Source organism: Pseudomonas sp. S60, assembly GCF_016647865.1.
GTDB lineage: Bacteria > Pseudomonadota > Gammaproteobacteria > Pseudomonadales > Pseudomonadaceae > Aquipseudomonas > Aquipseudomonas parafulva.
This window is the reverse complement of record NZ_JACVVH010000010.1, coordinates 87,474-109,757: the sequence shown is the minus strand read 5'-3', so window position 1 is coordinate 109,757 and position 22,284 is coordinate 87,474. Positions and strand designations below refer to the sequence as shown.

Sequence of the window (22,284 nt, the reverse complement as noted above, 5' to 3'; positions counted from 1 at the left end):
GAGTGCCGTAGATGGCATTGCATCCCGAATTGGAAGCTTTTCTCGACCTGGCTGACGACAGTGCGGCAGGCGGGTCGGTACCGTTCCATGAATCGACTGCGCAGCAGGCGCGGGCCTTGTTCGAACAGACCACGCAACAGTTGGCCTGGGCAGCCCCGCAGGACATCGACTGGCAGGACATAGATACGCAGGGCCGGGATGGCCGGCCACTGCCGTTGCGCCTCTATCTGCCTCGCGGCCACACGCCTGGGACGTTGCCGTTGATGGTCTACTTCCACGGTGGTGGTTATGTGGTGGGCAGTATTGATTCGCATGATGGTGTGTGCCGCGAATTCTGCTCCAGAACGCCCTGCGCTGTAGTGTCGGTAGGGTATCGCCGGGCACCGGAGCACAAGTTCCCTACTGCCCTGCATGACTGTGCCGATGCCTTGGCCTGGCTGCATGAGCAGGCACCGAGACTGGGCCTGGACCGCCAGCGGGTGATCTTCGCCGGTGACAGCGTGGGGGCATCGCTGGCCACCACGCTGGCGGCCCAGGCCGTTCATCACAGCCATGAGGTGGCCATCCGGCCGATGGTGCAGATGCTTTGCTACCCGATGACCGATGCTTCACGGCGCAGTGTGTCGATGGAGTTGTTCGCCGAAGGTTACCTGCTGGAAAGCGATACCCTGGAGTGGTTCTACACGCAGTACGCCAATACGCCGCAGGACCGGGAAGATTGGCGCTTTTCGCCATTGCTGACGCCGAACCTGGCCGGTGTGGCGCCAGCGCTGGTGGTACTGGCAGGATTCGATCCATTGCTTGATGAAGGCCGTGAGTATGTTGCACGACTGCAGGAGCAGGGCGTAGAGGTTGCGGTTGTCGAATACGAAGGGCTCACCCACGATTTGTTACGGCTGCGTTCGGTGGTGGCAGGCATTGGTGAGATCCACCAGGCGCTGGCCGATCGGCTTCGGGAAATGCTGGAAAAGCAGGCGAGGTGAGGCAGGATGCTGTTCGAAGGCCGCCATGCGGCCTTTTTTGTTCTTCATGCCTAGCGGCGATGTACCGCCCGGCAGATCGGTCAAGGGCTATCAGGTGTCTGGTTCGGGTTCTGAGGTGGTTCGCACATCGAGCCGCCTCACGGCCCGGTGACGAGGAAGAAGCGGGCATGGCGGTGGCCGCCATCCCCGCAAAGTGCATCAGAAAGTGCCGCGCAGGGTCAGCATGTAGTTACGGGGTGCACCGTACCAGTTGCCGCCGTCGCTTGCGTCAACCGTCTGATAGTAGGTCTTGTCGAAGATGTTGTTGGCATTGACCTGGGCCGTCCAGTGGTCGTCGATCTTGTACTCGACCAAGCTGTTCCAGACTGCATAACCCGCTTGCTCGAAGGCGTAGGTCTCACCTTCTTTCAAGCTGCCGTCAGGCATACGGCGTTGTACGGTACCGCTTTTGTAGGTATCGCTCTGAATGGTCGCACCGAGGCCGACTTTCCAGCGATCGAACTCACCCGGCAGCTGATAGGTGGTGAAGAACTTGAACAGATGCTTGGGCGTCTGTGAACTCATCGGCTTGCCGTTGTTGTTCGGGTTGCCCGCTGTGCGCTGTTTGTTGATATTCAACGTGTAACCCACAATCGCCTGCCAGCCTGGCGCCAGCTCACCCGAGATCTCGGTGTCGATACCCTTGCTCACCACTTCCCCGAGCGCGGCGTAGTACCCGCCGCCCACGCTGACCGCTTCGTTTTCGCGCTTGGTGTAGTACAGCGCCGAGGAGACATTCAGGCGGCCACCGAGGAGCTCGCCTTTGGTACCGAATTCGTAGGTTTCACCCTCGATGGGATCCAGAGGATGTGCATCTATCGACTTGTAGGCAGTTTGTGGGTTGAAGATCTTGGCGTAGCTGGTGTACAGCGACCATTGATCTGTCACGTCCAGGACCAAGGCGCCAAAGGGCGTGACCTCGCCGCGGTTGCTTTCCTTGACTGGCGTATCCATGTTGAAGCGAGGAACCACGGTCCGGACGTAGTCACGGTAGTCCGAGTAACGGGCACCCACTGTCAGGTGCAGTGGCTCGGCCAGTTGCGCCTTGAAGCTGGCATAGGCGCCGGATTTGCGCTGGTTCCAATCCGGGTTGTAGTAATAGATATCCGGTTTGGCAGGTTTGGCGATTGAACCTGCATTGTCGTTGAGGACATCGAATGGCACGGTGGCATCGCTGTGATCGGAGTAGGTGCGGGACACTTCCGAATAGTCGGCACCGATGAGCAGCTCATGGGTCAGGCCAAACGCCTGGAATTTACCGGAAACGTTGGCATCGAACAGGTCTTGCTCGTTGGTGTAGCCACGTATCAGGCGACCGAACACCGAACCGTCGGCAGAACGCGGGTTTTCCGGGTCAGCTGCCCAAGCCACTTCGCCGATATCCTGGGTGGAGTCGAACTTGGTCTTGGTGTAGCTGGTATTGACTTTCCAGTTCTCGTCAAGGGCATGTTCGACCTTGGCAAAGTATTCAGTGCGTTTGTAGTTGTTCGACGACCAGCCAGCGGCCAGCGATTTGCTGCGCGAAGTGCTGATCGCGGTGCCATCCTTGTAGCGCACCAGGCCACGGTCCCAATAACCGTCCATGTCACGCCATTCGTAGGAGCCACCTACCGTGAGCAGGGTATCTGGGGTCAGGTCTGCTTCCAGGGTGCCGAAAATGACGTGCTTTTCGCTGTCGGCGCGATCGTAGAAGTAGTCCTTGTCTTCGTACGACATCGCCACACGGCCGCGAAGGGCCCCGTCGAAGGCCAGCGGGCCGGTCAAGTCGATCTCGGTACGGTAATTGTCCCAGCTACCTGCCGACTGGCTGATTTTCAACTGGTTGTAGGGCAGCGCACGCTTGCGTACCAGGTTGATGCTACCACCTGGGTCGCCGGTCCCGCCGAAGAGCCCATCGGCACCGCGCAGGACTTCAACATGGTCATAGGCGGTCATGTCCGGCACTGTGTCGAAGGTTTCGTTGCGAAACATCGGCGCGCCACCGTCGGTCTGGATGCTGCGAATGACGAAACCGCGCGAGTAGAACTCGTTCTTGGAGTCATTGCCGCCCACTACCGTGATGCCGGTGGTCTGGTCCAGCACCTGGGTCAGGCTGGTGAGGTTCTGGTCTTCGATGCGCTGCTTGGTCATGACCGAAACCGACTGCGGCGTTTCACGCAGGGTTTTCTGAGTCTTGCCACCGATGCTCGCGGTACCGGTGGTGTAAGAACCGGTGCCTTCCGTGCTGGCCCCCAAGGTGTTGGCGGTTACCGAAGTTTCATCCAGTTGCACGCTGGAGCTGTCACGCTCGGACGGTGGTGGCAGGATCACGGTGTTGCCTTCGAGGCGGTAACGAATGCCCGTACCACGCAGCAGCTGGCCAAGGGCGTCGTTGGCCTCCATCGAGCCTTTCACCGGGCTACTGCGCAGCCCGCGCAGCATTTCGGGGCTGTAGACGAACTGGAGCTGGGTTTGCGCTCCCAGCTGACGCAGGGCCGTGTCCAAGGGCTGGGCCGGGATGTCGAGGTTTATCGCCTCGGCATGGGCCTGGCTAGCGCAGGCCAGCATGATCGCGGCACTCAACGCACGCAGGGTCAAGGGGCTAGAGGAGGAAGTGCGAGTGTTGCCAATGCCTTTGTCAATCTTGCTTGTCATTGCGCTACAGTCCGTCAAATGTTGTGGTTGCATTTAAGAATTGTTCTGATTCCTATTGTGACGCGCTTCTCATTTGGAACCGGAAAAAATTCTGACGAATTTTTCACATTTGTGGGGTTGAGACGATTCGGTCACTCACGACGCGCCCCGGGACCATGCGAACCAACTGGTCTGCGACGTCGAAATAGCGGTCGTCGTGCGAGATGACGATGATGGTTTTGCCCAGCCGTTTCAGATCGGGTAGCAGCTCGGTGTAGAACACCCGGCGGAACGCGGGGTCCTGGTCGGCGGCCCACTCGTCGAACACCAGCACAGGGCGCTCTTCCACCCAGGCATTGACCAAGGCCAGACGTTTACGCTGCCCGGTGGAAAGGTCGGTGGTGGTGAAACTGCCATCTTGAACGCTGACCTTGTGCGAGATTTCGAGGCGTTCGAGGTATTTGTTGGCATCCTCCGGGATACGTTGGTCGCCTTGGACCACATCGTCGAACAGGTAGTAGTCGGCGAATATGGTGGTGAATAGCTGGCGGTAGTCATCGCGGTTGCTGGCCTCCACAGTCGCGCCGTTCAGGCGGATCTCGCCCTGGTCCGGCGTGTAGAGGCCGAGCAGGAGCTTGATTAATGTGGTCTTGCCGCAGCCGTTTTCACCCACAATGAAGGTGATTTCACCCTCATCGATACGAAGGTTGACCGGGCCAAGGCGAAACGGATCGGCCCCTGGCACGGGCGGGAAGCTGAAGCTGACATTGTCCAGTTCGAGGCTGTGAACGCGGGCGGGCTTGGCGCTTGGCGCGCTGAGCAGCAGGTGTGGCTCGGGTGACGAGAACTGTTCGGACAGCTCGGCGATGCGACGGAAGGCGATCTGCGCACGGCTGATGATCGGCAGGGTGCCAACCAAGTGTTCGAGCGGGCCTTTCATGTACAGCAGCACCAGTACGAACCCGCTCATTACCGCGGCATCGCCAGTGGGCCAGTAGGCTTGAAGGGCCAGTGCCAGGCCGATCACCACGAAGAAAAGCATCGAGCCGAAGGTTTTGGCGACCACGAAAATGTTCACCGAGCGTACCTGGGTTGCGCAGATGCTGTCGGCGGTCCTCTGAATGCCTGAAACGAACATGCGGTGCCGGCGCGGGCGGTGGATGCGTAATTCCTTGGCACCCTCGGCGATGGCGTTGTAGTGCTTCTGCAACTCGTCCTCCGCGTCGCGGGCGGCAAGGAAGCCTTTAATGCCGTGTGCCCGGGCGATGTACTGGATCGTGGTGCCGATCACAATGGCCACTGCCATCATCAGGAACATCGGCAGCGACAGCATGGCCAGGTAGCCCATACAGCCCAGCGTCACCGTAAGCGAAATGGCGAGTGGTGCGAAGGCAAAGGCAAAGTCGCTGATGGTGTCGACGTCGTGGGTCAGCACCGGGATCAGGCGGTGACTGCGGTAGCGTTCGATCTGGCCGATCGGAGCGGAGAGCACCTTCTCGCCCAATTGTTTTCGCAATGTGGCGATGATGTGCTGGCCGACGTAGTTGGTGCCGATGTCGGACAGGATTGAACTGGTCAGGGCCAGCAGGCACAAGGCGGCGAACAATGCGACCACGTTTTGCGTGAGGCCGCTTTCCGAATGCAGGGTGCTGTTGATGGTGGCGAGAAGCAGGGTAACGCTAAGGCCGCCGACCATACCCAGCAGGATGGATGTGATGACGATGGCCCGAAAGGGTTTTAACAGGGCGAATAGCTCGTTGAGCGCGCCTCTAGGTGGCTGAGTCATGGGGCAGGGGTCCGCTTGTAGAAGTGGCTAAGGCTCCCTGTAGAACGACTGATGGAGGGGGTAATTTAGCGGGCTGGCAGGCCCTGTCGCCGCGACAGGGCCGGGTTGGTCGGTTACAAGTCGCGCACTACACGAAACCCTATCCAGTCGCCACGCTCGTTGGGATAGAGGTCGTTGCGGTTGGCGGAGCGGGAGAACACAGGGGCTTCACCGTAGTCGTTGCCACGAATGCTCTGGAACTTGCAGTCTTTTTCCACCCAGGGGCTGCCGTCGGTCGGCGCACCGACATAGTTGTCGTGCTTGCAGTCGGCAGTCCATTCGTAGACGTTGCCGTGCATGTCATACACACCAAAGGCGTTGGCCGGGAAGCTGCCAACCGGCGCGGTGTAGCTGTAGCCGTCGGTCGGGCCGTAGGTGTTGGCGTGCTTGGCGATGCTGTACTCCTTGCCCTCATCGAAGGGGAACGGGAAAGGGCCGGTGCTGCCAGCGCGGGCGGCATACTCACGGATCGATTCACTGGTCAGCCGGTACTGCTTGCCGGTTTTTTTCGACAGCCAGGCGACGTAGGCCTGGACCTCCTTGAGGTTCATGCAGACGGCCGGGTGTTTGCTGGTGACCTGGTGGTTGCCACCGTAGGTGGGCCGGCCGCCTTGGGTCGACGTGCCGGCCTGGCACAGGCGGCCAGGGCGGTCGTCGCCGCTGGGCATCATGTAGCCGGTGGCCTTGATGAACGCATCCCATTCGCCAAAGGTGATCTGGAAGCGGCTGATGGCGAAGGGTTTGCTGAAGGTGACCTGGTGCACAGGGCCCTCATCGTCCTGGCGACCGACTTCGTCGTTGGGGGAGCCCATCATGAATGAACCGGTTGGCAGCACGACCATCTCGGGGCAACCCTTTGCACAGTCCTTGAAAACAGTGCCGGGCGTGGGTGTTTCGGCTTGCGCCGGCACGGCAACGGAAAGCAGGGCGAGTAAAGTCATTGGGGCGAAGATGCACAGCGGGCCATGTGGGGAAGTAGGCAGGGTCGGATTCATGAGGCTTCTCGTTCAAGGTGATCGGAGGTCACAGCTGGGCGCTGAGCAGGGTCATGAAGCGATCAATCTCGGACTCGTCATTGAGCAAGCCCGGTGCGGTGCGCACAACCGGGCCGACATCGCGGTACACCGCATCGACGATCGCTTTGCGCTGAAGCAGGGCAGCGGCGACTTTGTCGCTGTCGCGGCCCTTGACGCGGAAGAAGGTGAAGCCAGCGCTGTGCTCGGGTGACAGTGGCGTGACCAGTTCCACCTGCGCGTGTTCGCTGAGGCGTTGCTTGAGATAGCTGTTGAGCTGGTGAATACGCCCTTGGACTTCGGCCTTGCCCAGTTGCAGGTGCAGTTTGAAGGCCTCGTCCAGTGCCCAGCGATGTTCGAAGGCATGGTAGCCGCCAGGGGTGAGGCTGGTGGCGAAGTCGTTATCCTGTGAGAAGGTTGGGATCAGAGGCGTGATGTTCTTGAGCTGCTCGCTGCGCGCGCAGACGATACCGGTGCCGCGCGGGCCGAACATCCACTTGTGCGTACCGGCGATGAAATAGTCGCAGTTCATCTGCGGGAAGCTCACATTTTCCACGCCAAAGCCATGTACACCGTCGACTACATAAAGAATGCGGTCGGCTTCTGCACGGTCGCGGTTATGCCGGTCGACTACCGCCCCGATGTCGGCCAGGGGCAGCTTCACGCCGCTGCCCGATTGCACCCAGGTCATGCCCAGGACGCGCGTGTTGGGGCGGATGTTGCGGTCGATGTTACCGACGATCTCGTCGGTGCTGACCTTGTCCGGGGCCTTGAACAGGCGGATTCGACGAACCTGGGTGCCCTGGCGCTGGGTGCGGAAGTCGAGAATCGCTTCGGCAGCAGAATGCTCGTGCTCGGTGGTCAGGATCTCCTGGTCTGGACGCACGTGCAGCCCGCCATAGATGACTGCCAGGCCTTCGGTGGTACTGCCGGTCAGGGCGATCTGGCCGGGGCGTGCCTGCAGGTACTTGCCGGCCCATTCGCGCACACGTGCTTCGTGCTGCCAGGGTTCCTGGCAGTCCCAGTCCATTACCAGGCCTGGGTTGCGATCGAGGCTGACACGGTAGCGGTCGATGGCGTTCTGCACCGGCTTGGGGTGGGACGTGATCAGGAAATTGGAGAGATGCAGGTATGCCGGGTCCTGGTTGAACAGCTGGCGCAATTGCGCCCATCGGTCACCTGCCTTCGGCGCGCTGGCGGGGCTGGCCAAGGCCTGGCCAAGGCTGCTGCCCAAGGGCAGGGCGACGGCAAGCAGGCTGGCGTGTTTGAGGAAGGTGCGGCGGTCGCTCATGGTTGCGCTTACCGAGTTGAGGAGAGAGAAGGGCTGGCGGCTTTTTCCACCTGGGCCCAGACACGCAGGAAATTACCGCCCCAGAGCTTGGCGATATCGGCTTCGGAATAGCCACGCTGGATCAGTTCGGCTGTGACGTTGCGCACCTGGCTGACATCGTCCCAACCCTGCACGCCGCCACCTTCGTTGAAGTCCGAGGCAATGCCGACGTGGTCGATGCCAATCTTGCGCACGGTGTAGTCGATGGCATCGCCCAGGTCCTTGAGGCTGGCCTTGGGCTCTTCGTCGAGAATGGCGTAGAGCTGGCTGGCATAGCTGCCGAAACGTTGCTCGGGCCAGGCAGCGATGATCGGGTCGCCTGGCATCAGCGCCATCGCCAGGTTGGGCAGCGGTGGCAGCTCGAACTTGGCGCGCAGCGCGTTGAGCTTGTCCTGGGTCTTTTGCGTGAGCGGCCGCAAGTAGCCGGAGAACCCGACGACCTGCACCACGCCGCCACTTTTCTTGATCAGTTGCAGTTCGCGGTCGCTGAGGTTACGTGGAATGTCGACCATGGCCCGCGGCGCCGAGTGCGAGGCGACGATGGGCGCGCGGGTCAGGGCACTGACCTGCTCCAGGGCCTGGGTGGACATTTGCGAGACATCGATGATCACCCCCAAGTCGTTGAGCCGTTGTACGGCTTGCTTGCCGATAGGTGAGAGGCCGCCCAGGGCATCGGGGGAGTCATTGAAGAACGGCAGCGGGCGGGACGAGTCGGCCCAGTCGTTGTTGCCGATGTAGCTGAAACCGAACATGCGCATGCCCCGTGCTGCCCACTTGTCCAGCAGGTTCAGGTCGTTCCCCAGTGGGTAGGCATTGAGCATGCTGATGAAAATGGCGAACTTCCCTTCCCCGTGCAGACGGCGGAAATCTTCGGGGGTGTAGGCGATGCCAACCTGGTTGGGGAAATCACGGACGAGGCCGGAGATGATCTTGTAACGCACTTCTTGCTGGTTGCGGGCCTCATCGAGAAAGCCTGCGGTCGGCCGATGCGGTGCGTTGGGGCCATTCCAGATTTCCGGCCAGCCGAAGATGGTCAGTGCCGCGCCCGACAGCCTGCCCTTGGCGGCCTTCGCCAGGTCAAACTGGCCGTCCCCATCCTTGTCGGCTTCCTGGCCATAGGTGCCGAAGTCCATCGGCAGGGTGATATGGCTGTCGAAGGAAATCAGCCGCTCCTGCAATTCATCGGCTTGCTTGATCACTTCGCGCGGAAAGTGGGGCGCAGGGCTCAGCCACTGGCTCCAGGCCAGATAGCCGCCGGCGCCGAGCAGCAGGGCCAGCGGCACGCCGATGTACAAGGTTTTCTTCCAGCGAGGTCTTGTCATTGCCATCTCGATTCAGGTCCGCGAATGCCGGGGGCTTGGGCTATCTGGGAGGGACGAGCAGCATGGGCGGAAATTTACCGGGGCGGGCGTGGGGTATCGCGCCGCCGCTAAATTTTGCCGGGCAACATACGTTCTTGCTGGGATAGCGCCTGCTTCATGGCGGACACGGGAAGGGTAATGACGATTTCTCGACGAGGGTTCATGGCCGGTGTGGCCTTGGCGGGCGCGGCCCTGCCAGCGGCCTACTACGGGCACCGCGAGCTGACCAGGGAGGAATTTCCGGTGACGCCCGGGGAGGCCAGCGTGGAGCTTGCCGACACCGCCGGTCAGCGCCTGGGTAACCGCTTGCGCGGTATCTGGAGCTTGCGTCTTGAGGGCGCGGATGCTGGGCTGGCAGGTTTGCCCTCCGAGGCGCTGGAACTGTTCATCGACATTGCCGCGCGTGGTCGTGGCGTACGCGGTTGCCTGGACAGCGCGCAACGCCTGCGCAGCGCGCAGCCGCCTCGTTATCAGTTGATAGGTGACTTGATCGAGGCCGAACCCAACCGCCTGTATTGGCGCCTCAAACCCGAGGATGGTAGCCACCCGGGTTACGAGATGGCGATCACGTTCGACGAAGTGTGGGGCGGGTTCGGCAATGCCGGCAGCGAGACCTTGAGTGGGCGCATCGCAGCGCTGGACCGGCCGCTGGCACTGCCGCTGCAGGACAACCGTTTCGTCGCTATTCGCCAGCGCGTCCCCGAGGCGCGCCAGACCATCGCCTTGGAGCCGCCCCTGCTGGCTTGGCTGATTTCGCCGGAACACCGTCTGTTCCACCAGCTCTGGCATGCCTCGCGGGACAAATGGCACAGCTTGCCGGACGACAAGCGCAATGCCTTGCGCGGGCTGGGCTGGCAGCCCGGCCCCCGTGACCAGGAGCGCGATGCCCGGGGGAAGCTCAAGGACCGCAACGGTTCGGGCGAGGACTTCTTCTTCATGCACCGGCACATGCTGGCTGCGGCCCGTGCCCTGCAGCCGCTGCCGTCATGGCAGCGCTTTCCGTTGCCGCAGCCGGAGCTCGAGCGCGACCGCCTGGGATTTGCCCGCTATTTCGACAACCTCGACGGCTGTTCGGTGCCGCCGACTTGGTTGGCTCCGGGGGACGACGCGTTCAGCGAGTGGGTAAACGGCATCAAGCGGGCCGAGACGTTCCATGGCAACTTCGCGGTCTGGGAGTCTCAGTACCGCGACCCGCGCTACCTGTCGCGAATGACCCTGGGCCAGTTGGGGTCGGAGATGGAGCTGGGCCTGCACGACTGGCTGCACATGCGCTGGGCGTCGGTGCCGCGCGACCCCTCCAATGGCGCGCCGGTGCCGCTCGCCCGTGAGCTGGACGACTTTGCACCACGTTGGTATGCAGCGGAAAACGACTTTCTGGGCGACCCGTTCTCGTCGCATGTGCATCCGGTGTTCTGGCGTTTTCATGGCTGGATTGATGATCGCCTGGAGGACTGGTTTGCGGCCCACGAGCGTTTCCACCCAGGCGAAGTCAGCCGCTCGCAGGTCAACGGTGTACCTTGGTTCGCACCGGGGCGCTGGGTGGAAGTGGACGATCCGTGGCTGGGGCCGGATACCCATGGTTGCAGCACGGTGCCGGGCGTCAGGCCGGGCAAGTCGGTGGAAATGGATGTCGAGACCATGAAGCTGGCCTTGCGCATCATCTTCAGCGAAGACGAAGGGAAGCTGGCAGGGTTCATGCGCCAAGTGCCGAAGCGGCCATGGTATGCCCGGCACCTGTCGTTGAAGGGGTTGCTGGCCTGACGGTTCGACCATGCCGAGGTGCTGGCAGCCCCTGGGCTCATTCCCCCGTTTGTACTTTTTCTACCTGCCAGCCGCCACCCAGCGCCTTGTACAGCGCCACGCTCCCCTGTAACCGTACCAGGCGCAACTGGGCCTGCTGATCCTGGGCTTCATAAAGTGTGCGTTGGGTCTCCAGCACTGTTAGCAGCGTCTCGGCCCCGGCACCATAACGCTGCTGTGCCAGGTCGAAGGCCAGGCGTGCCTGCTGCACTTCCTCGTCCTGCCACTCCCGTTGGCGGTCGACACCCTGGATGGCATTGAGCGCTTTCTCGACATCGGCGAAACCGGCCAGGATGCTACTACGATATCCCTCCAGCAACTCCTCCTGCTCGGCCTTGGCCAGATCGCGTGAGGCGCGCAGTCGGCCGTTGTTGAATATCGGCGCGACCAGGCCCGCGGTCAGCGTGTAGTAGGGGCTGTCGAAGATGTGGGGTAAGGTGCGCGCCCCTGTGCCAAGCTCGGCGCCGAGGGTCAACTTGGGCAGCATGGCGGCCCTGGCCACCTGTACGTTGGCACTGGCCGCTGCCAGTCTTGCTTCGGCTGCGGCGATGTCGGGGCGGCGGGTCAGCAGCTCGCTGGGCATGCCGCTGCCGATCGTAGGCCAGCGCACGGCTTCGATACGTTCATTGCTGCCAGGCAGGTTCTGTACCGGGTCGCCAAGTAGGGTGGCCAAGGTCACGCGGTTGTCCTGCCGACGTTGCTCCAGCAACGGCAACTGCCGTTCCTGAGCCGCCACCAGGCTGCGCTGCTGCGCCAGCTCCAGGCGCGTGGCAGAACCAGAACGCTGGCGTGCTTCGACGAGCCCCAGCACATCCCGGGCGTTGCGCAGGTTCAGGTGGGCAATGCGCAGTTGCTCGTCCAGCGCCAACCCTTGCAGGTAGCTGTCGGCCACGGCGCTGACCAGGGTCAGCTCCACTGTCTGGCGGTCGAAGCGGCTGGCGTCGAGGCCTAGCCGGGCGCTGTCGCGGGCTGCGCGCAGGCCGCCCCAGAAATCGATCTCGTAGGTCGCGCTCAACTGGGTACCGAACGAGGTACTGGTGCGTTCGTTGCTGCTGGCGTCAAGTTGATCGCTGCCCTCACCACGCATCAAATGCTGGCGGCTACCAGTCAAGCCGAGGGCCAGTTCCGGCAGCAACGGTGCCCCTGCGATCACGGCGCGAGCCTGGGCCTGGCGAACCCTGGCAGTGGCGGCGCCAAGGTCGTGGCTGTTGAGGCGGGCGCGTTCGACCAGGTGGTCCAGTTCGCGACTGGCGAAGGCTTGCCACCATTGGGCCTGGGGCGTAGCGAGCGAGGGATCACCGGCTTCCCCCTGCCAGGTGCCAGGTGGGGCGATGCCGCTGGCGGGCGGCGCGGCTGTGTTGCAGGCGGCGAGGGCCAGGCTGAGGGTCAACAGGCTGATGCGGCTTGGCAATGTCATGGATTATTCGCTGGTAAGGGCTTTGACCGGGTCGAGACGGGCCGCCTTGCGGGCAGGCATGAAGCCGAACACGATGCCGGTCACCACGGCGCAGGCAAAGGCGCCAAGAATGGCGGGCAGGGCGAAGGCCACGGCGACGCCGCCAAGCATCAGGCCTGCGCCGATGCCAAGGGCCAGGACGATGCCGGTGAGGCCGCCGACCATCGACAGCATCACCGCCTCGCTGAGGAACTGGCGAAGGATGTCGCGCTGGCGGGCGCCGGTAGCCATGCGGATGCCGATTTCGCGGGTGCGTTCGCGCACGGTCATGAGCATGATGTTCATCACGCCGATACCGCCGACCAGCAGGGAAATCGCGGCGATGGCACCGAGCATCAGCGACAGGCTGTTCTGCGTGCGCGCCTCGGCCTGGATCAGCGCAGCGTCGTTGGTCAGTTCGAAGTCTTGCTTGCCCTGGTGGCGCTGGCGCATCAGGTGGTCGATGGCCGCCTCGGTCTCGGCCACCCGGGCCGAGTCGCGGGCGGCAATGATCACGTACTCCGGGTCCTGGGTGCCGAACAGGCGAATGGACGCTGCCGAGTAGGGCACAACGATACGTTCGTCGCTATTCTGGTCGCCGGAGCTGGCGCCCTTTTCAGCCAGCACGCCGACGATTTGGAAGGGCACGTTGCCGAGCAGCAGGTACTGGCCGATCGGGTCGCTGCCGGGTTCGAGCAGCTTGTCGCGTACCTTCTGGCCAATGACCGCCACGGCGGCGCCGGTGCGTTCGTCGCTATCGCTGAAGAAGCTGCCCCGCACTACCGGCCAGTTGAGAATGTGGGGGAACTCGATGTTATTGCCGCCCACGTAGAATTTCTGGTTGTTGTTACCGTGGCGCACCATCACGTCGTTTCCGATTACCGGCATGACCCGGGTGACCTGGGGCAGTTGCGCAATGGCTGCGACATCGTCGAGGGTAACTATCCCCGCGGGCTCGCGCAGCGTGGCATGGCGGCCATTGAGGTAAAGGATGTTCGAACCGAAGGCGGCCATCTGTGCCATTACCTGGCGCTTGCTGCCTTCGCCCACGGCCAACATGACCACCACCGAAGCGACGCCAATGACGATGCCAAGCAGGGTCAGGGCGGTGCGGAACCGATTGATCCACATCACCCGCCAGGCCGCCTGCAGGGCTTCCAACAACTCACCTTTCCAGGCACCGCGCAGGGTTGCGCCGTGGCCCAGGCGCTGGCGCAGTGCGTCGGCCTGCAGCCCTTTTGGCGTTTCGGCGCTGGGCAGCCCGGCTGCAGAGTCGCTGATGATCAGGCCATCGCGAATCTCGATAACCCGCTGCGCACGTGCCGCCACTTCGCGATCGTGGGTGATCAGGATGATCACATGGCCTTGGCTGGCCAGTTCGTCGAGCAGCGCCATCACCTCGGTGCCGCTGTGGCTGTCCAGGGCACCGGTGGGTTCGTCGGCAAGGATGATGTGGCCGCCGTTCATCAACGCCCGGGCAATCGACACTCGCTGTTGCTGGCCGCCGGACAGCTGGTGCGGGCGATTGCCTGTGCGGCTGGCCAAGCCCAGGCGAGTGAGCAGGGCGGCCGCGCGGGCGTGGCGTTCGCTGGCGGGGGTGCCAGCATAAATGGCTGGCATCTCGACGTTTTCCTGGGCCGAGCCGGAAGGAATCAGGTGGTAGCCCTGGAACACGAAGCCGAAAGCTTCGCGGCGTAACCAGGCCAGTTCGTCGCTGCCCAGTTCGGCCACGTCCTTGCCGGCGAAGCGATAGCTGCCGGAGGAGGGGCGGTCCAGGCAGCCAAGGATGTTCATCAGGGTCGACTTGCCGGAGCCCGAGGCGCCGACAATGGCGAGGAATTCGCCGGGGTGCACGGTCAGGCTGATGCCGCGCAGCACGTCGACTCTCGGGGTGTCGAGGCCGCCATAGACTTTGCGGATATCGTTGAGCTCGATCAGGGGAGCAGGCATTCAACCTCCGCTGGCGGCAGGCGCGCCGATGACAAGGCGTTCGCCTTCGCTGACGCCGTCCAGAATCTGTATCCGCAGGCGGTCACTGAGACCAGTGCGCACCTTGCGCGCTTCGACTTTGCCGTCGCGGGTGAGCACCTGAGCCAGGCGCAGGCCGTCGCCGTTGCTGTCGTCGAGGGCCGCCAGCGGTGCGGTCAGAACCTGGCTGGCCTGGCCGGCGACGAAGAATACCTGGGTGGTCATCTCGGCCATCAGGGCGCCATCCGGGTTGTCCACATCGAGCAGCACGGTGTACTGGACCACTTGGGCACCCGTGGTCCCGGCGGTGGCGCTGACTGGGCTGCCGCCGCCCTGACTTGACTGTTCCAGCGGTTTGGGTGGGATCGGCAGAATCTGCCGCACGGTGCTGGTCCAGCGGCGCTTGCCGCCGGAGAGGGTGGTGAAGTAGGCCATCATGCCGGGCTGGACCTTGCCAATGTCGGCTTCGGAAACCTGCGCCCACACGGTCATCGGTGAAAGCCTGGCGATTCGCAGTATCAGCGGGGTCTGTTGCTGGGCATTGAGGGTCTGGCCTTCACGGGCATCCACGGCCACTACGGTGCCGTCCATGGGTGCATAGATGCGCGTGTAGCCCAGTTCGGCCTGGTCGCTGCGCAGGCTGGCCTGGGCCTGAAGGATCTGCGCCTGGTACATGTCGATGCGCGCCTGGGTGACCTTGAGCTGGGCATCGGCGGTCTGCAGGTCTTGCTCGCGGGTGGCGCCGGCGGCGGCCAGGTCACGCTGGCGCTTGAGCTGCTGCTGGGCCAGGCGATACTGGGCGCGCTGTTCGGCCAGTTGGGCCTTGAGATTTTCGATCGAATAGCGGCCGGCATCGAGCCTGGCCTGCTGGGTGGAAGGGTCGATTTCCACCAGCAACTGGCCTTGGCGAACCTGGTCGCCCGCTTCTACATGCAGGCGACGTATCTGCCCGGAGGCCTGTGCGCCAACGTCCACATAGCGGCGTGGTTGCAGCGTGCCGAGTGCCGTTACACTGCTTTCGATGTCGGCGCGGGTAACAGCGACCGTGTTGACCGGCTGATTGTCGAAGGGCAGGGCCTTCCAGGCCAGCAGGCTGCCCAGGCCAAGCAGGCCCAGGCCACCGAGGAAGAGGCGGCGGCGAGTGTTGGATGAGCGTGTCATGCGGGCTTCCAGCCAGGGATGTTGGCTACACGCGGCTAAATGCGGCGCGCAGGGAGGTCCCAGTGAGACGAAGTTGGGGGAGCAGGATTTACCCGGTTAAGTGGAGGGAGGCTGTGTTGCTGAGAATAATTATAATTTGTAAGATTGCACGCTGATATCACATTTTCCCTCGACCTTGCCGTTGGCCAGGCAGGGCGGCGCCAGGTGTCGTTGTGGAACATTATTACCGTGAATTGGTGAGCTTCCTTTGCGCACGTCTTGGTAGTCGCCAGGCGGCAGAGGACGTTGCCCACGACGCATACCTGCGGGTACTGGAGCGCACCGACCCCGAGCGCATTGAGCACCCACGCGCGTTTCTGTACCGCACAGCACTCAACCTGGTAGTCGACCGTCATCGGAGGCATCAGGTGCGCCAGGCCGAACCGTTGGACGTGCTGGACAACGACGAGCGCTGGCACAGCCCTGCACTGACCCATGGCATGCAGCTCGATCAGCGCCTGGCATTGATGCAGCGTGCGCTGGATGAGTTGAGCAAGCCCTGCCGCGACAGCTTCCTGCTGCGCAAGCTCGAAGGGCTGTCCCACCAACAGATCGCTGAAAGCCTGGGCATCTCGCGCAGCCTGGTGGAAAAGCACATTGTCAACGCCATGAAGCACTGCCGGGTGCGCATGCGCCAGTGGGATTGCTGAGCGCCGGGTTAGAGGCAAATGTAAATTCCAACAGCCAATCACTTGATTTATGCAGCTTTCCCGGCTTCTATCAAAGAAGACCGCTGTTAGGTATGGCCCTCGCAGTAGCCGTGATTGGCGCAGTAGGTCTGGAATGCAACCATTACCCCCTTGCCCCAGGCCCGATCATGGCAAACAAGTCCCTGCGCATCCTCATCGCCGACGCCCACCCGTACCAGCGCCTGCAACTGGAACGCTTGCTCAACGGCATGGGCTATTACCGCATTGCCCCAGTCGAGCATTTTGAAGAGCTGCAGCGCCTGGTGCAGTGCGCCTTGCAGCCGTTCCACCTGCTGTTGGGCAACATCGAACTGGCCAGCCACGCCGGTGTGGACCTGGCGCGGTTCTGCCGGGTGAGCACGCAGATCCAGCACGCCTTGCTCTACCACTCCACCCAGGTGAAAGTGCCGGCTGTGCCCCAGGCCGAACGCCAGGCCATCAACCTGAGCCTGCCGCAGGTGCCGGACAACGACGCGCTGTTGTCATTCATGTCGATCATCGACGCGCCGCAGGTGGTGGGCACACTCAGGTTGCCGGGTGGCGTGCCGGTGCCGGTGGGCAGGCCCCTGGGCAATTTTGCGCAGACGGTGTTCCATCGCTGAAGCCGGCAAGGGCAGGGCAACGAGGCCGCTATTTGTTATCCTCCAGCCCTTCATCCTGTTGCGAAACCTGCCATGACTGCCCTTGATACCGCTCGCCCACCCCGGTTTACCCGCGGCGACCACCGGACCCTTGGCCTGGCTGCGTTGGGCGGCGCGTTGGAAATCTACGATTTCATCATCTTCGTGTTCTTCGCCCTGACCCTCAGCCAGCTGTTCTTTCCCCCTGAAATGCCCGAGTGGCTGCGCCTGCTGCAAAGCTTCGGCATTTTTGTCACGGGTTACCTGGCGCGGCCGCTGGGCGGCATTCTGATGGCGCATTTTGCTGATCACCTGGGGCGCAAGAAAGTGTTCAGCCTGAGCATTCTGATGATGGCCCTGCCGTGCCTGCTGATTGGCGTGATGCCTACCTATGCCGATATCGGCTATGCGGCGCCACTGCTGCTGCTGGCCCTGCGCATTCTGCAAGGGGCGGCGGTGGGCGGCGAAGTGCCCAGTGCGTGGACGTTCGTTGCCGAACATGCGCCCGCGGGCCGGCGCGGTTATGCCCTGGGCTTCCTGCAGGCGGGGCTGACCTTCGGCTACTTGCTGGGGGCGCTGACTGCAACGCTGCTGGCACAGGCGTTCACAGCTGAGGAGATTCTTGCCTACGCCTGGCGCTACCCGTTTCTGCTGGGCGGTGTGTTTGGCGTAGTCGGCGTGTGGCTGCGCCGCTGGCTGAGCGAGACACCGGTATTCTTAGCCTTGCGGGCGCGCCAGGCGCGGCCGGTGAGCTTCCCGTTGCGGCGGGTACTGGGCGAGCACCGGCAGGCGTTGATCCCCGCGGCGCTGCTCACCTGCGTGCTGACGTCCGCAGTGGTGGTACTGGTGGTGATCACGCCGACAGTGATGCAGCAAAGGTTCGGCATGACGGCCGGGCACACCTTTGCCCTGAGCAGCGTGGGTATCGTCTTCCTCAATGTGGGGTGCGTGCTGGCCGGCCTGCTGGTCGACCGGGTGGGGGCCTGGCGTGCCTTGATGGTCTACAGCCTGGTGCTGCCGTTGGGCATCGGCGCTTTGTACGCCAGCCTGGTGGGGCAGTGGGGCGTGACCTGGCTGGCCTATGGGCTGGCAGGCCTTGGCTGCGGGGTTGTGGGGGTGGTGCCGTCGGTGATGGTGGGGTTGTTCCCGGCCGAGATACGCGTGTCGGGTATTTCGTTTACCTACAACGGGGCCTATGCGTTGTGGGCCAGTACCACGCCCCTGGCCTTGATTGCGCTGATGCCATGGAGCCCATGGGTGTGTGTGGGCTTCTGCGCTGTAATGGGGGCGGTGGGGCTGCTGACGGCGTTGTATTTTGGGGCGCGTGAGCCGCTGGCGTTCGCGGCGGAGCCCAAGCCCGTCTTGTGTGGCGCTCGATCAGGCAGGCGCTGAACGCTCACCTGTGCACATAAAAAAACCGGCTCCCAAGAGCCGGTTTTTTTCACCCCAAGAACGTTACATGTTGGGGTAGTTGGGGCCGCCTGCACCCTCAGGGGTGACCCAGGTGATGTTCTGGGCCGGGTCCTTGATGTCGCAGGTTTTGCAGTGCACGCAGTTTTGCGCGTTGATCTGGAAGCGCTTGCTGCCGTCTTCCTGGGTGACCACCTCGTACACGCCGGCCGGGCAGTAGCGCTGGGCAGGCTCATCGTACAACGGCAGGTTGCTGGCGATCGGTACACTCGGGTCGGTCAGCTTCAGGTGGCAGGGTTGCTCCTCTTCGTGGTTGGTGCTGGACAGGAACACCGAGCTGAGCTTGTCGAAGCTCAGCTTGCCATCGGGTTTCGGGTACTCGATTTTTTGTGAATCGGCTGCAAGCTTCAGGCAGGCGTAGTCCGGCTTGGTATCACGCAGGGTGAACGGCAGCTTGCCGGCGAACCAGTTCTGGTCGACGTAGTTGAAGGCAGCGCCCAGCAGGGGGCCGAACTTGTGCATGGCAGGGCCGAAGTTGCGGCTGGCGAACAGTTCTTCGTACAGCCAGCTGGCCTTGAAGGCGCTGACGTAACCATTGAGTTGATCGCCACCCTCGCTGCCGGCCAGCAAGGCATCGGCCACCGCTTCGGCGGCAAGCATGCCGGACTTCATCGCGGTGTGGCTGCCCTTGATCTTGGCCACGTTCATGGTGCCCAGGTCGCAACCGATCAAGGCGCCGCCGTTGAACACCATTTTCGGCAGCGAGTTGAGGCCACCCTTGGCCAGGGCGCGGGCACCGTAGCTGATGCGCTTGCCACCTTCAAGGTACTGGCTGATGACCGGGTGATGCTTGAGGCGCTGGAACTCGTCGAACGGCGACAGGTACGGGTTGGCGTAGGACAGGTCAACGATGAGCCCGACCACCACCTGGTTGTTTTCCAGGTGATAGAGGAACGAGCCACCGGTGTTTTCCTTGGCCATCACATCCAGCGGCCAGCCGGCGGTGTGTACCACCAGGCCCTGCTCATGCTTGGCGGGGTCGATTTCCCACAGCTCTTTCAGGCCGATGCCGTAATGCTGCACGTCCGACGCGTTGTCCAGGTCGAAGCGCTTGATCAGTTGCTTGCCGATATGGCCGCGGCAGCCCTCGGCGAACAGCGTGTACTTGGCGCGCAGTTCCATGCCAGGGGTGTACAGGCCGTCCTTGGGCTGGCCTTCACGGTCAACGCCCAGGTCGCCGGTGACGATGCCGCGCACCACACCGTTTTCGTCGAACAGCGCCTCCTGGGCGGCAAACCCCGGGTAGATCTCCACACCCAGGTTCTCCGCCTGCTGGGCCAGCCAGCGGCACAGGTTGCCCAGGGAGATGATGTAGTTGCCATGGTTGTGCATGGTCTTGGGCACGAACAGGTCTGGCACCTTGGTCGAGCTGCCCGCATCCTTGAGCACATAGATGTCGTCGCGCTTGACTTCGGTATTGAGCGGCGCGCCCATGGCTTTCCAGTCCGGGAACAGCTCGTTCAGGGCGCGGGGTTCGAACACGGCACCGGAGAGAATATGGGCACCGACCTCGGAGCCTTTTTCCACCACGCAGACGCTGATTTCGCTACCGGCTTCGGCGGCCTTCTGCTTCAGGCGGCAGGCGGCGGACAGGCCTGCCGGGCCAGCGCCGACGATGACCACGTCGAATTCCATGTATTCGCGTTCCACTGGTTCTCTCCTACTCATCAAGGCGGGTGTGTTGCTTGGTCTTATGGGTGCACAGGGCATTTGCTGTAGTGGTGGCAACCGCGCAGCGGTAGCCGGGCAAATGGCGGACTACACCGTTTTGTCTTGGTCGCGCATTATATCTACACCACTTGGCGGGTCCAATACAAACGTTTGTTTGAATTTGCCGCAGGCCAGTAAAATCACAGGTAAGCGGCTGGAAGGTGACCGGTTTGCCGTATTGACCGGATTAGGTGTTACGGTCAAGATACGAGCGGTTTTACGTTCGCCGTAGGCTTGCAGCCGGGCGCAGGTACACCTCTAAAAACCAGGTGTGGAGCAGGGTTTTCAGGCTTTGGCGCGGTTTGTAGTGCAGTTTACACACCACGACAGAAAATGACCCGCGCGTATTTGCCGCAGCGGTCCGCATACGACTGTTTGGTCACGCTGAAGAAGCTGCCCCCAGGTACGTTTTTAGAGGTGCCCTTGTACCCACGCGCATCGCCGGGCTCAGCCCCAGGCGACTATCAATTCACCGGAGAGTAACGAGGAATCCATGAAGGTTCTTGTAGCTGTCAAACGAGTGGTCGACTACAACGTCAAGGTTCGCGTCAAGGCGGACAACTCCGGCGTCGACCTCGCCAACGTCAAGATGTCCATGAACCCCTTCTGCGAAATTGCCGTGGAAGAAGCCGTCCGCCTGAAGGAAAAGGGCGTTGCGACCGAGATCGTCGTCGTCTCCGTCGGCCCGACCACTGCCCAGGAACAGCTGCGTACTGCCCTGGCACTGGGTGCCGACCGCGCCATCCTGGTGGAAGCTGCTGACGAGCTGAACTCCCTGGCTGTGGCCAAGGCGCTCAAGGCCGTTGTCGACAAGGAGCAGCCACAGCTGGTTATCCTTGGCAAGCAGGCCATCGACAGCGACAACAACCAGACTGGCCAGATGCTGGCGGCGCTCACCGGCTACGCCCAGGGCACCTTCGCTTCCAAAGTGGAAGTGGCGGGCGACAAGCTGAACGTCACCCGTGAAATCGATGGCGGCCTGCAGACCGTATCGCTGAACCTGCCAGCCATCGTCACCACCGACCTGCGCCTGAACGAGCCGCGCTATGCGTCGCTGCCCAACATCATGAAGGCCAAGAAAAAGCCGCTGGAAACCGTCACGCCCGACGCCCTGGGCGTTTCCCTCGCCTCCACCAACAAGACCCTGAAGGTTGAAGCCCCGGCTGCCCGCAGCGCCGGCATCAAGGTCAAATCGGTGGCCGAACTGGTCGAGAAGCTGAAGAACGAAGCGAAGGTAATCTAAATGACTATCCTGGTTGTCGCTGAATACGAAAACGGTGCCGTAGCCCCGTCCACCCTGAACACTGTCGCTGCAGCCGCCAAGATTGGTGGTGATGTGCATGTGCTGGTCGCAGGCCAGAACGTCGGCGGCGTTGCCGAGTCCGCTGCCAAGATCGCTGGCGTTGCCAAGGTTCTGGTTGCTGATAACGCAGCCTACGCCCACGTCCTGCCGGAAAACGTCGCGCCGCTGATCGTCGACCTGGCCAAGGGCTACAGCCACGTGCTGGCACCTGCCACCACCAACGGCAAGAACATCCTGCCACGCGTTGCCGCGCTGCTGGACGTCGACCAGATCTCCGAGATCATCTCGGTCGAATCCGCCGACACCTTCAAGCGCCCGATCTACGCCGGTAACGCCATTGCCACCGTGCAGTCGAGTGCCGCAATCAAGGTCATCACCGTGCGTACCACCGGCTTTGACGCCGTGGCTGCCGAAGGTGGCTCCGCTGCTGTTGAAGCTGTTGGCGCTGCGCACAACGCTGGTATCTCCACCTTCGTCGGTGAAGAACTGGCCAAGTCCGACCGCCCTGAGCTGACTGCAGCCAAGATCGTCGTCTCTGGCGGCCGTGGCATGGGTAACGGTGACAACTTCAGCCACCTGTACAGCCTTGCCGACAAGCTGGGCGCTGCCGTGGGTGCCTCGCGCGCCGCGGTCGATGCGGGGTTTGTGCCTAACGACATGCAGGTCGGCCAGACCGGCAAGATCGTCGCGCCGCAGCTGTACATCGCCGTCGGTATTTCGGGTGCTATCCAGCACTTGGCCGGTATGAAGGACTCCAAGGTGATCGTTGCGATCAACAAGGACGAAGAGGCGCCCATCTTCCAGGTGGCCGATTACGGCCTGGTCGCGGACCTGTTCGAAGCCGTGCCGGAGCTGGAAAAGCTGGTCTGATCCGCTGGCTTCACTTATAAAGAACCCGGCCCCGTTGAGGGGCCGGGTTTTTTTA

General features: G+C 62.5%; 16 protein-coding genes. 7 read left to right on the top strand and 9 right to left on the bottom strand.

The features are described 5' to 3' along the window. Positions 1 to 11: 11 nt before the first annotated feature. Positions 12 to 983: an alpha/beta hydrolase gene (locus tag IAE33_RS07485; RefSeq protein ID WP_201163000.1), complete on the top strand. Its 972-nt coding sequence runs from the start codon at positions 12 to 14 to the stop codon at positions 981 to 983. Positions 984 to 1,181: 198 nt separating this feature from the next. On the opposite strand, the gene IAE33_RS07480 is transcribed toward IAE33_RS07485, so the two are convergent. From IAE33_RS07480 to pvdM, 5 genes are all read right to left on the bottom strand, one after another. Further along, positions 1,182 to 3,656, bottom strand: a complete 2,475-nt coding sequence (locus IAE33_RS07480) for a TonB-dependent siderophore receptor (protein WP_201162999.1) — start codon at positions 3,654 to 3,656, stop codon at positions 1,182 to 1,184. A gap of 103 nt (positions 3,657 to 3,759) precedes the next feature. Then, positions 3,760 to 5,421 (bottom strand): cyclic peptide export ABC transporter, encoded by a 1,662-nt coding sequence (locus IAE33_RS07475; RefSeq protein WP_201162998.1) that lies wholly within the window; start codon positions 5,419 to 5,421, stop codon positions 3,760 to 3,762. Between the two features lie 113 nt (positions 5,422 to 5,534). Beyond that, the gene (pvdO, locus tag IAE33_RS07470; RefSeq protein ID WP_201163002.1) at positions 5,535 to 6,401 is read right to left on the bottom strand and encodes a dihydropyoverdine dehydrogenase; all 867 of its coding nucleotides are present in this window, start codon (positions 6,399 to 6,401) and stop codon (positions 5,535 to 5,537) included. Between the two features lie 82 nt (positions 6,402 to 6,483). Beyond that, positions 6,484 to 7,764, bottom strand: a complete 1,281-nt coding sequence (gene pvdN / locus IAE33_RS07465) for a pyoverdine-tailoring periplasmic protein PvdN (RefSeq protein ID WP_201162997.1) — start codon at positions 7,762 to 7,764, stop codon at positions 6,484 to 6,486. Positions 7,765 to 7,772: 8 nt separating this feature from the next. Further along, the gene (pvdM, locus tag IAE33_RS07460) at positions 7,773 to 9,125 is read right to left on the bottom strand and encodes a pyoverdine-tailoring dipeptidase-like protein PvdM (protein WP_201162996.1); all 1,353 of its coding nucleotides are present in this window, start codon (positions 9,123 to 9,125) and stop codon (positions 7,773 to 7,775) included. Positions 9,126 to 9,302: 177 nt separating this feature from the next. Here pvdM and pvdP point away from each other — a divergent pair, with 177 nt between their 5' ends. Next, positions 9,303 to 10,925: a pyoverdine maturation tyrosinase PvdP gene (pvdP, locus tag IAE33_RS07455; protein ID WP_201162995.1), complete on the top strand. Its 1,623-nt coding sequence runs from the start codon at positions 9,303 to 9,305 to the stop codon at positions 10,923 to 10,925. 37 nt (positions 10,926 to 10,962) lie between these two features. Here pvdP and IAE33_RS07450 read toward each other — a convergent pair whose 3' ends face one another. Genes IAE33_RS07450 through IAE33_RS07440 form a run of 3 tightly spaced genes read right to left on the bottom strand, consistent with a single transcriptional unit; the run spans position 10,963 to position 15,528 of the window. After that, positions 10,963 to 12,381: an efflux transporter outer membrane subunit gene (locus IAE33_RS07450; protein ID WP_201162994.1), complete on the bottom strand. Its 1,419-nt coding sequence runs from the start codon at positions 12,379 to 12,381 to the stop codon at positions 10,963 to 10,965. A 3-nt stretch (positions 12,382 to 12,384) separates the two neighbouring features. After that, a complete protein-coding gene (locus IAE33_RS07445; RefSeq protein WP_201162993.1) occupies positions 12,385 to 14,349 on the bottom strand; it encodes a MacB family efflux pump subunit in 1,965 nt (654 codons plus the stop codon). Continuing rightward, entirely contained in the window at positions 14,350 to 15,528 is a 1,179-nt protein-coding gene (locus tag IAE33_RS07440) for an efflux RND transporter periplasmic adaptor subunit (RefSeq protein WP_201162992.1), read from the bottom strand. Between the two features lie 161 nt (positions 15,529 to 15,689). On the opposite strand from IAE33_RS07440, the gene IAE33_RS07435 reads away from it, so the two are divergent. The 3 genes from IAE33_RS07435 to IAE33_RS07425 all read left to right on the top strand — a co-directional run bounded on the left by IAE33_RS07435 (position 15,690) and on the right by IAE33_RS07425 (position 18,268). Then, positions 15,690 to 16,217, top strand: a complete 528-nt coding sequence (locus tag IAE33_RS07435; protein ID WP_272867583.1) for a sigma-70 family RNA polymerase sigma factor — start codon at positions 15,690 to 15,692, stop codon at positions 16,215 to 16,217. A 167-nt stretch (positions 16,218 to 16,384) separates the two neighbouring features. Further along, positions 16,385 to 16,858, top strand: coding sequence for a histidine kinase (locus tag IAE33_RS07430; RefSeq protein ID WP_201162991.1), 474 nt, complete (start codon positions 16,385 to 16,387; stop codon positions 16,856 to 16,858). 72 nt (positions 16,859 to 16,930) lie between these two features. Then, entirely contained in the window at positions 16,931 to 18,268 is a 1,338-nt protein-coding gene (locus IAE33_RS07425; RefSeq protein WP_201162990.1) for an MFS transporter, read from the top strand. A gap of 63 nt (positions 18,269 to 18,331) precedes the next feature. Here IAE33_RS07425 and IAE33_RS07420 read toward each other — a convergent pair whose 3' ends face one another. Next, positions 18,332 to 19,996, bottom strand: a complete 1,665-nt coding sequence (locus IAE33_RS07420) for an electron transfer flavoprotein-ubiquinone oxidoreductase (protein ID WP_201162989.1) — start codon at positions 19,994 to 19,996, stop codon at positions 18,332 to 18,334. Positions 19,997 to 20,549: 553 nt separating this feature from the next. On the opposite strand from IAE33_RS07420, the gene IAE33_RS07415 reads away from it, so the two are divergent. Together IAE33_RS07415 and IAE33_RS07410 are read left to right on the top strand one after the other, a co-directional pair. Further along, positions 20,550 to 21,299, top strand: a complete 750-nt coding sequence (locus IAE33_RS07415) for an electron transfer flavoprotein subunit beta/FixA family protein (RefSeq protein WP_016498683.1) — start codon at positions 20,550 to 20,552, stop codon at positions 21,297 to 21,299. Then, the gene (locus tag IAE33_RS07410) at positions 21,300 to 22,229 is read left to right on the top strand and encodes an electron transfer flavoprotein subunit alpha/FixB family protein (RefSeq protein WP_201162988.1); all 930 of its coding nucleotides are present in this window, start codon (positions 21,300 to 21,302) and stop codon (positions 22,227 to 22,229) included. The last annotated feature ends 55 nt before the right edge of the window (positions 22,230 to 22,284 follow it).